Below are 10,412 nucleotides of genomic sequence, written 5' to 3'. Positions count from 1 at the left end.
GGCGCGGCGGTGTCGACGGTGAGCGTGAACTCGCCAGAGGCTGCACTCTCGTTGCCGGCGGCATCGGTAGCCGTGACGCTGAAGACATGCTCACCCTCGGTGAGATCAGTGCTCGGGGTATAGCTCCAGGTGCCATTGGCATCTGCCACGACCGTATCAACGACTTCACCGTTGTGGGTGATGGTGACGGTGCTGTTGGCTTCGGCGCTGCCGGTCAGCGTCGGCGTCGCGTCATTGGTGCTGTCGCCGGAGGCGAGGGCACCGGTATCGGCTGCTACGTCGTCGGTCGCGGAAGTGATGGTCGGCGTGTTCGGCGCGGTGGAGTCGGTGCTTGTATCCACAGTCGCTGGCGTAGAGCTGCTGCTGATGTTCCCGGCAGAATCCGTAGCGGTGGCCGTCAGCGCCTCGCCATCCTGCTGGGACGGATCAAGTTCGATGGAGAAGGTGCCATCGTCTTCCGCAATCCCAGTGCCGACGCTATCGCCATTGCTGTTGGTGATCTCGATGTCGCTACCGGCTTCGGCCGTACCGGATGCCGTGGTGCCATCGGAGTCGTTCAAGGCCGGCACAACGGGTGCCTCGGTATCAATGCTCAAGGTGAACTCGCCAGACGGGGCACTTTCGTTACCGGCGGCATCGGTCGCGGTGACGCTGAAGACATGCTCGCCATCGCCAAGCTCGGTGTTTGGAGTGAAGCTCCAGGCACCGTTGTTGTCGGCGGTGGTGGTGCCGATCACTTCACCATCGAGCGAGACAGTGACGGTGCTGCCGACTTCAGCAGTTCCGCCCAGGGTCGGCGTGGTGTCATTGGTGCTGTCGCCATCCTCTAACGCACCAGTGATGGCTTCCACATCATCCGTCGCGGCGGCGATGGTCGGGGTGTTGGGTGCCGTGATGTCAGCATCCTGCGGCACGGTGACCGCGGTGGAGGCTTCGCTCACGTTGCCGGCGGCATCGGTCGCGGTGGCGGTCAGTTCGGTACCGGCTGCCTGCACGGGAGACAGCTCGACCGAGAAGTTGCCATCGGCATCGGCAACGGCGCTTCCCACGCTGTCGCCGGCGGCATTGGTAACCTCGATAGTGGCGCCGGGCTCACTACTGCCGGTGAGAATGTTGCCATTGGTCTCGTCGAGGACCGGCGCCTCAGGCGCTGTCGTATCCTCATCCGAGGAGGAGCTGTCATCGCCAGTGGCAGCGGCCACGCCGACACCGGCGGCCACGGCCACGCCGCCTGCCACGAGGCCAGCGGTGCTGATGCCAGCCCCGGCACCCGCACCTGCGCCCGTTGCGGCTTCTGCACCCGCAGTGCCCGCACCTGCTGCTGCGGTAGTGAGTGCCGTCTCTGCCGTCGTCAAGGTCGCGGTACTGGTGAAGGGCACAGCGCCCCCTGCGCCAGCTTCACCCAGACCCACCTGAAAGAGCTCACCGGCGAACTCATCGCCTTGCAGATACAGGTGGCTGAGCTCGGTGGGGTCTGCGTAGAAGTTTTCGACCGTGATCAGTTCCCCGTTTTCGAGGGTGACAAGCAGGTTGTCTCCTTGGCGGGTCATTACCTCGATATCGCGAGGATGGAGATCCAGACTGACATCCGATGATCTATTGAGGGCAATGGTATCGACTTCACGCAGGACCGTTTCCTGTTCCGCGAGCTGACCGTGGGGAGCGACCCTGGCAGTTACCGGCATATCGTTATCCTCAATGGCACTTCTTGTGCATTCGCGACTTTCTATTAATTCTCAATAATCAACACGTTATTATGACCTGGATCATTTTTCTGGTACCCAGACATCAATCTGATGTCGTTGATATATAGTTTATTGGAGTATTGATTTTCTTTCGAACCTTTAGTTTCACTGCTCACTATGTCGACACCTCCTTGAGCCCTTGTTCTAAAGGAGATCGGGGAGTTGAGTGTCAAATTCAATAACGCCTGGGAGAGGTGTTCGGATCATGCGCTGAGTATGATTTTTCTAATCAGCTATGAGGCTAAAGGTCAAGTAGTGCTAACTGGTTAATTTAGCGGCAAAAAATGATCTTAATTTAATGTATGCTTATAAACTGTTGGCTGTCGAGGTGTGACATACGTTGTTTAAACGCATGAAATATGTTTTCGAGAATAAAAAAGGCGCCACCCGTGAGGGTGGCGCCTTTGTCGTCCGTGGCGCGCCTTGTATCAATCAGCGCTGAAGGGGGCGGGCATTCTCTCCGCCTTGCCATTCATGGTAGGCGTCGATCTGTGCTTGGGAGGCTTCGATCGGCGTCTGCATGACAAACCAGGTGACGGGCTCAGAGCATGGCGGGGTGGTAAGCGAGCCGGAGTACTGCCAGCCAGCATGTTCGCGTGGCAGCAGCAGGTTGGCAGACAGGCCGCTTGTCAGGGTCTCGGAGAGACCGCGCTGGGGGAGGCGGCTCAACAGGCGGCTGAGGGCCAGGTTGTCATGCCCTTCCTCGACCAGCACGGCCAGCACGGCCAACTTGCCTTCCGGCGTGCTGTGCACCAGATGGATTTCCATGGCGGCACGCTTGCCGTCGATGGCGTGCTCTGACGGCACATGCAGGTGCACCTGCGACAGGGTGTACTGGGTGCCATCCAGCGTCATGGTATTGCCGCTGGCCCCTTCGATCTGCAGGGTGTGGCCCGTATCGCGCGTGACGAGCAGCGGCGAGTGGTAGTCGAGTTTCGGGCCCGCTTCATTCAGCGTGCGTGACTGGCTGTCGATATCGATCGGCGACTGCTGGCTGCCGGCCGCGCACTCTGCATAGCCCGGGGTGAGCTCTCCCCAATGCTCGGGGCCGTTGGCTCTGGCGTTGGTGTCATCCGCGGATTCACTCGCATAGCTCCATTCAGTGACCGACGTGCCCGGCGCAGGCGACGTGGCAATGTCATCGGCGAGCGCCGGCAAGGATGACGACGTGGTGGCAAGCAGCACAGCCATGGCAAGTGGGCGTAACAGCGCGCGGGGCGACGAGGAAGAGGCTGGCATTGAGTTGTCCTTGCTCAAGAGTCCGTAACCGATCAGTGTCCTGAGCCGCCGTAGGCAGTCAGAACTCAGATGAATGAAGGCAGCCAGTGTGCCGGACTCAGGGGCGAGGTCAAGATGACGCTGGAGTGTCACTAGGGTGTCGCATTCCAGCGTCAGTTGTCGTGACAGTTATCGCGTCAGTAGTCACGACAGTTGTAAAGACAGTTGTGAAAACAGGGAGGGGGAGGTGTCAGCGCTCGAGCCACAGGCATTCCACGCTGTCGCCGTGGTTGAGCTGTGCGTGGGGCGGAATCACTGCCAATGCCTGAGCACCGGCACAGGAGGAGAGTACCGCCGAGTTCTGGTCCGGGAAGGCATGTGCCTCAAGCTTCCCATCACTGCCGGGCGCCAAGGTGACGCGCAGATGGTCCTGACGGATGGCGGTGCGGGCTGAGAAGGCCGCGCGTACCGTGAGACGTTTCAGCTCGCGCAATGCAGCGCAGTCGGTCATCTCGCCCAGTAACGGACGAAGGAACAACCAGCCACCGACCCAGCTGGAGACCGGATTGCCCGGCAGGCCCACGACACGCACCGCGTCACCCCGGGGGCTGTTGATGCGCCCCAGCGCCAGTGGTTTGCCCGGTTTGATGGCCAGGCGCCACAGATCCAGGCTGCCGAGCGCTTCGATGGCGGGGCGGACGTGGTCTTCCTCGCCGACGCTGACCCCACCGCAGGTGACGATCAGATCAGCCTGTTGCGCCGCCGAAGCGAGAGCGTCACGGGTGGCCTCGAAGGTATCGGCCACATTGAGCGGTGCCAGCACCACCTCAGCCCCGAAGTCGCTGAGCATCTGGCTGAGCATCACGCGATTGGAATTGTAGATCTGGCCGGGCTTGAGCGGCTGGCCGGGTTCGATCAGCTCATCGCCGGTCGCGAACAAGGCCACTCGTACCTTGCGGCGCACCATCACGTGACTTGCCCCCTGGCCACACAGCAGGCCCAGCGCGGCAGCGTCCAGTCGTGTGCCCGCCGCGAGCAATCGATTGCCCTTGCTGACATCTCGGCCCTGAACGCGAATGTTGTCTCCGCGGGTGCGAGGCCCGGGCAGCCAGGCCAGGGTGGCGCCATCTTCGCCTTCACGCAGTGTCACCTCTTCCTGCATGACCACCACGTCGGCGCCGTCGGGAATTTCCGCTCCGGTGAACAGGCGCGCACAACTCGCCATGGCCAGCGGCGTGGCAGGCTGGCCTGCCGCGATACGCTGACTGATCGGCAGCCAGGCACCGTCACCGATGTCCGCCACGCGGGCGCAGTAGCCATCCATCTGGGAGTTGTCGGCAGGCGGTACGTCAAGCTCGGCATGCACGTCCTCGGCGAGCACGCGCCCGGCAGCGTCACTGACTGCCACGCGCTCGGCTGGCATCAGCGGACAGCTGTCACGTAGCGCTGCGAGTGCACTGGCCAGAGGCGCCAGCCCCTTGGCACCGACAGGCATAGCGTCGCAGCCACACTCTGCCGCCGCGGAAGGCGACGGCTGGGAATGCGGGTCTTTACTGGCGTCAGTGGGCATGGGTTCCGCGCTCCGGAATCACCAGGTTGGCGAAGTTGCAGGGGCGATGACGGCTGTCGAGCTGCTCCTTGAGGATGCCGTTCCAGGCCGTCTTGCAGGCGCCGGTGGAGCCGGGCAGGCAGAACACCACGGTACGGTTGGCCAGCCCGCCCAGACAGCGGCTCTGGATCGTCGAGCTGCCGACCTCCTGGTGTGAAAGCTGACGGAAGAGTTCGCCGAAGCCCTGGATTTCCTTGTCGAGCAGCACGCGAATGGCTTCCGGCGTGGAATCACGCCCGGTGAAGCCTGTGCCGCCCGTCGTCAGGATGACCTGCACGGCCGGGTCCGCGATCCATTCGCTGACCACGGCGCGCAGTTGATAGACGTCATCGGGCACGATGCGCTTTTCATGCAGGCTGTGGCCAGCCGCCGTCAGGTTGTCGACCAGGGCGTCGCCGGAGCGGTCATTCTCTGCGGTGCGTGTATCCGAGACGGTCAATACCGCGATGGTAAGGCCGATCTGTTCGTCATTGCCGCTCATGATCAGTCCTTCTTGCCTTGTTGACGTGCCTCGAGCGCTGCCAGCTGCTCAGGGGTCGCCTTGGCCTGGTGATGTGTCTTCCACTCGGAATAGGGCATGCCGTAGACATGCTCGCGCGCCGCGTCGTAATCGAAGCTCACGCCGCGCTCCTCGCCAGCGGCCATCAGCCACTTGGACAGGCAGTTGCGGCAGAAGTCGGCCAGGATCATCAGATCGATGTTCTGGACATCCTTGTTGTCATCCAGATGCTTGAGCAGACGACGGAAGGCGGCCGCTTCCAGTTCGGTGCGGGTCTGTTCGTCCAGTTGGCTCAGGTCTTGTACGGCTTGAGGGGTCGGGTCGCTCATCGAATTCTCCTGAGAAGGCGCAGCTAAGCGCCGGCCTTCATGCTGTCGGGGTGCCTGGTGGGCCCAGGCGGGATATCTGAAACTTTACGCAACTAATGCAGAGCTGTGAACCAGCGCTGCACGCCTGTGGTTTGGTCTGTGGTTTGGCAGACGGATTGGCCGGTGGAACGCCAGTGGGTGGCAGCGTCTGTGCTGGCAAGCGAAAACGCCCGGCAGGCGAACCTGACCGGGCGTATCTTCACTCATCCAGCGGATGTCTGACGCCGCGCTAATTCGGACGTTGCTGACGTGCCAGGCTATCGTCAGGTGCCGTGGCGGGGTCTGCTGCCGGGTCTGCCGCTTCGGCCTGCTTGACCTCGTCGTACCACAGATTGTGGTGCTGCTTGGCCCAGGTCTCATCGACGTAACCGGTCTTCATGCCCTCGAAGGCGCCCTCGGTACCGGCGGTGCCGATATAGATGTGGCCGAAGGACACCGCGATCAGCATCAGCGAGGCGATGCCGTGGAAGACATTGGCCCACTGCATGTTGTCACGCGTCTGGCCGAAGATCGGGAAGTCCAGCACCAGCCCGCTGGTAATCACCACCAGGCCGACCGTCGCCAGAATCCAGTACCAGGCCTTTTCCCCGCCATTGGCGAAGCCAGCGTCCGGATGCTTGCCCTTCATCATGCCGCCACCCTGACGGAACCAGTCAAGGTCATGCTTTTTGGGAAGGTTGAGCTTCAGCCACTTGGCCAGCACCAGAATCAGCATGATCGAGAACAAGGGGCCCACATAGTTGTGGATCACCTTGGTCGCCATGATCATGTTGGCCCAGAACACATCCCCGAACACATTGCGGAACACGAACTTGCCCCACAGCAGATTGATGCCGGTGATGGCCAGTGTCAGGAACAGCGTCGCCAGCGTCCAGTGCATGGCACGCTCCAGCGCCGTCCAGCGCAGCATCAGCTTGCCGCTGCGCGGATGGTCCAGATTGTTGCGTCCCACCAGCAGGTAGAAGATCACCAGCACGGCCAGCATGCCACCCAGTGCGATCAAGCCACCCGGTGAGATCCAGCGATTGCGGATCTGACGCCAGGTCTCGCCGCTCTGGTTGATCAGGCTGTAGTTGGAGTCATGCCGGCTGTCGATGGAGTTGCCCCCATCCTTGACCTGCCGCCAGGTATCGGCGTCCACCGTGCCGACCGCCTGACCGATCTCGCCGTCAGGGTTCGCGGCCAGTGCCTGAGGAGCCAGCCAGAGACTGGCCAGCATCAGGCACAGGAACATGGCGACCACGGTCAACCGTGAAGCTGTAAAGTGCGCGCGCATGTCGCCTCCTTACCCCTTGCGGGCTGCGTCGTAGGCCAGGTGGTCCGCCTGCTGAACGCTGCTGGTGGTCAGGTTGGCAGATGTCTCCGGGTGGCTGGCCTTGTCGACCGGCGACCAGGCGCCGTCTTCATGGCCACGGTAGACCACACGCTGACGGAAGATGTCGGAGACGGTCTCGGCATCGCCGGCCAGCAGGGCCTTGGTGGAGCACATCTCGGCGCACAGCGGCAGCTTGCCTTCGCTGATGCGGTTGGCACCGTACTTCTCGAACTCTTCTTCCGGGCTCTCGGCCGGGCCGCCGGCGCAGAAGGTGCACTTGTCCATCTTGCCGCGCTCGCCGAAGGCGCCTTGCTGCGGGAACTGCGGGGCGCCGAACGGGCAGGCGTACAGGCAGTAGCCGCAGCCGATGCAGATGTCCTTGTCGTGCAGGACGATGCCGTCATCGGTCTTGTAGAAGCAGTCGGTGGGGCAGACCGCCATGCACGGCGCGTCATCGCAATGCATGCACGCCACAGAGATGGAGACTTCGCTCGGCTTGCCGTCGTCCAGGGTCACCACGCGGCGACGCTGAACGCCCCACTCGGTCTCGTTGGCGTTCTTGCAGGCTGTCACGCAGCCATTGCACTCGATGCAGCGCTCTGCATCACACAAAAATTTCATCTGGGCCATGGTGCTTCTCCTTCACGGCCTGTCGCCGGGTTCCTCGGTCAACAGGCCGGATGATTCTGGTAACGGATACGTCCGATCGTGTCTTGCGCTGCGTCCGGGCCGCGTCACTCGGACGCGGCCGTCACTCGAGTCAGGCGAGGCTGACGCGGCACAAGGTGACCTTGGTTTCCTGCATCAGGGTCACGGGGTCGTAGCCGTAGGTGGTCGCGGTATTGGCCGATTCACCGAGTACATAGGGCACGGTGCCTTCCGGATAGCGGGACTCGAGGGATTCGCCCTCGTAATGCCCACCGAAGTGGAAGGGCATGAAGACGACATCCGGGCCGACACGCTCGGTGACCATCGCCATCACCTTGACGCGGCCGCCCTCGGCACCCTCGACCCATACCATGTCGCCGTCCTTGATGCCCTGATCATTGGCCAGTGCCGGATTGATCTCGACAAACATCTCCTGCTGCAGCTCGGCCAGCCACGGAATGGAGCGGGTCTCTTCGCCACCCCCTTCGTATTCCACCAGGCGGCCCGAGGTCAGGGTGATCGGGTACTTGGCGCTGACGTCCTTCTCCTGGATGGAGGCGTAGAGCGTTGGCAGGCGATAGATGGACTCGGAATCCGGCCAGGTCGGGTAGTCCTTCACCAGGTCGCGACGCGCGGTATACAGCGGCTCGCGGTGCTTGGGGATCGGGTCCGGGAAGGTCCACACCAGGGCACGCGCCTTGGCGTTGCCATACGGCATGCAGCCATGCTTGATGCAGACGCGCTGGATGCCGCCAGAGAGATCGGTCTTCCAGTTCTTGCCTTCCGCCGCCTGCTTTTCCTCGGCCGTCAGGTCATCCCACCAGCCCAGCTGCTTGAGCAGCTTGTCGGTGAATTCAGGATAGCCATCCTCGATCTCGGCGCCCTTGGACCAGGAGCCTTCCGCGAGGATGTTGGTGCCGTTGTGCTCCACGCCATAACGCGCGCGGAAGTTGCCGCCACCCTCGGCCACCGTCTTGGAGGTGTCATACAGGATGGGCGAGCCCGGGTGACCCATCTCCGGCGTGCCCCAGCACGGCCACGGCAGACCGTAGAAGTCGCCGTTGGCCGGGCCGCCACGGGCCTTGAGCGTCTCGAAGTCGAAGGTGTGCCAGTTCTGCTGGTGAGCCTTCAGGCGCTCAGGGCTCTGGGCGGTGTAACCCACCGTCCACATGCCGGCATTGAACTCGCGCGTGATGTCCTCGACGACAGGCACGCTGCCCTCGACCTTGATGTTGCGGAACAGCTCGTCGGCGAAGCCCAGCTTGCGAGACAGCAGGTACATGATCTCGTGGTCAGGCTTGGACTCGAACATCGGCTCGATGACCTGATCGCGCCACTGCAGGGAGCGGCTAGAGTTGGTCACGCTGCCGGTGGTCTCGAACTGGGTCGCGGCCGGCAGCAGGTAGACGCCGTCGGTACGGTCGTGCATGACGGCGGCGATGGTCGGATAGGGGTCGACCACCACCATCATGTCCAGCTTGGCCATCGCCTTCTTCATCTCCGGCCCGCGGGTCTGGGAGTTGACGGCATGGCCCCAGTAGAACATCGCCTTGAGCGCGGTGCGCTGGGAGATGCGGTCCGGGTTCTCGAGCACGCCATCGACCCAGCGCGAGACGGTGATGCCGTTGGTGTGCATCGGCTTGCCGTCGTGATATTCGGTCTGGTCGTAGCGGTTCTGGATCCACTCGAAGTCGACGTTCCAGACCTTGGACCAGTGCTTCCACGCGCCTTCTGAGAGGCCGTAGTAGCCCGGCAGGGAGTGGGACATCAGGCCCAGATCCGTGGCGCCCTGGACGTTGTCGTGGCCACGGAAGATGTTGGCGCCGCCACCGGACTTGCCGATGTTGCCCAGCGCCAGTTCCAGGATGCAGTAGGCGCGGGTGTTGTTGTTGCCGGTGGTGTGCTGGGTGCCGCCCATGCACCACACGACGCTGCCCGGACGGTTCTGGGATAGCCGGCGCGCGACGTCGAGCATGTCGGCCTCGGCTACGCCGGTGATGCGCTCGACTTCCGCCGGCGGGAACTTGGCGACTTCGGCACGCACTTCATCCATGCCGTAGACACGCTGCTGGATGTAGGCCTCATCTTCCCAGCCGTTCTCGAAGATGTGCCACAGCAGGCCCCAGATGTAGGCGACATCGGTGCCCGGACGCAGGCGCACGTACTTGTTGGCCTTGGCGGCGGTCCGCGTGAAGCGCGGGTCGACGACGATGATCTCGGCGTTGGAGCGCTCCTTGGCCAGCAGGATGTGCTGCATGGCCACCGGGTGCGCTTCGGACGGGTTGGAACCGATGAACAGGATCGAACGACAGTTGTGCATGTCGTTGAAGGAGTTGGTCATCGCCCCGTAGCCCCAGGTATTCGCGACCCCAGCCACCGTGGTGGAGTGACAGATACGCGCCTGGTGATCGACGTTGTTGGTGCCGAACAGGGCCGCGAACTTGCGCATCAGGTAGGCCTGTTCATTGCTGAACTTGGCCGAACCCAGCCAGTAGATGCTATCGGGGCCGTGCTCCTTGGTGAGCTCGAGCACCTTGTCGCCGACTTCCTCGATGGCCTGCTCCCAGGAGAGCTTCTTCCACTTGCCACCTTCGAGCTTCATCGGGTACTTGAGGCGACGGTCAGAGTGACCATGCTCACGCAGCGATGCGCCCTTGGCGCAATGCGCGCCACGGTTGAAGGGGTGATCGAAGGCGGGTTCCTGCTTGGTCCAGACACCTTCCTGGACCTCGGCATAGACGCCGCAGCCCACGGAGCAGTGTGAGCAGATGGTGCGCTTCGTCTCGACCGGCGCATCAGACACTTCGGTCTTGGCTTCGGCGCGTTTCATCATCGGGGCGGCCATGAAGCTCGCGGCGGCAAGGCCGCCGGTGGCGACACCGCTGCGTTTCAGGAACTGGCGGCGGTTGATACCGAGTCCTGAGGTCTCTTTGGCAGAGGGGGTGGGGGTCAGTCGCATGACATCATCTCTCCTCGTCACCCGAATCATTGCCCGGGCCGCGTGAGCGGG

The 10,412-nt window shown here is 62.8% G+C and carries 8 protein-coding genes; all 8 read right to left on the bottom strand.

Translation table 11 applies throughout. The annotated features are described in order from the left end of the window. On the bottom strand, positions 1-1,685 hold a 1,685-nt coding region (locus AOG28_RS18260; RefSeq protein ID WP_152965416.1), incomplete at its 3' end, for an Ig-like domain-containing protein. A gap of 492 nt (positions 1,686-2,177) precedes the next feature. Next, positions 2,178-2,984 carry a carbonic anhydrase gene (locus AOG28_RS13120; RefSeq protein WP_082388781.1) on the bottom strand — a complete coding sequence of 269 codons (807 nt, stop codon included), beginning with the start codon at positions 2,982-2,984 and terminating at the stop codon, positions 2,178-2,180. Between the two features lie 229 nt (positions 2,985-3,213). Beyond that, a complete protein-coding gene (locus AOG28_RS13115) occupies positions 3,214-4,533 on the bottom strand; it encodes a molybdopterin molybdotransferase MoeA (protein WP_235507029.1) in 1,320 nt (439 codons plus the stop codon). Next, entirely contained in the window at positions 4,523-5,053 is a 531-nt protein-coding gene (moaB, locus tag AOG28_RS13110) for a molybdenum cofactor biosynthesis protein B (RefSeq protein WP_054556718.1), read from the bottom strand. Before moaB ends, AOG28_RS13115 begins: the two co-directional genes overlap by 11 nt. Before the next feature lie 2 nt (positions 5,054-5,055). Next, positions 5,056-5,400 carry a DUF1244 domain-containing protein gene (locus AOG28_RS13105; RefSeq protein ID WP_054556717.1) on the bottom strand — a complete coding sequence of 115 codons (345 nt, stop codon included), beginning with the start codon at positions 5,398-5,400 and terminating at the stop codon, positions 5,056-5,058. A gap of 268 nt (positions 5,401-5,668) precedes the next feature. Beyond that, positions 5,669-6,715, bottom strand: a complete 1,047-nt coding sequence (locus AOG28_RS13100) for a formate dehydrogenase subunit gamma (protein WP_082388780.1) — start codon at positions 6,713-6,715, stop codon at positions 5,669-5,671. A gap of 9 nt (positions 6,716-6,724) precedes the next feature. After that, positions 6,725-7,384 (bottom strand): formate dehydrogenase FDH3 subunit beta, encoded by a 660-nt coding sequence (fdh3B, locus tag AOG28_RS13095; protein ID WP_043333544.1) that lies wholly within the window; start codon positions 7,382-7,384, stop codon positions 6,725-6,727. Positions 7,385-7,514: 130 nt separating this feature from the next. Next, a complete protein-coding gene (locus AOG28_RS13090; protein ID WP_082388779.1) occupies positions 7,515-10,361 on the bottom strand; it encodes a molybdopterin-dependent oxidoreductase in 2,847 nt (948 codons plus the stop codon). Positions 10,362-10,412 lie beyond the last annotated feature (51 nt).

This window comes from Cobetia sp. UCD-24C, from assembly GCF_001306765.1.
Lineage (GTDB): Bacteria > Pseudomonadota > Gammaproteobacteria > Pseudomonadales > Halomonadaceae > Cobetia > Cobetia amphilecti.
Note: the sequence above shows the minus strand (reverse complement) of the source record. Positions and strands in the feature narration are given on the sequence as shown.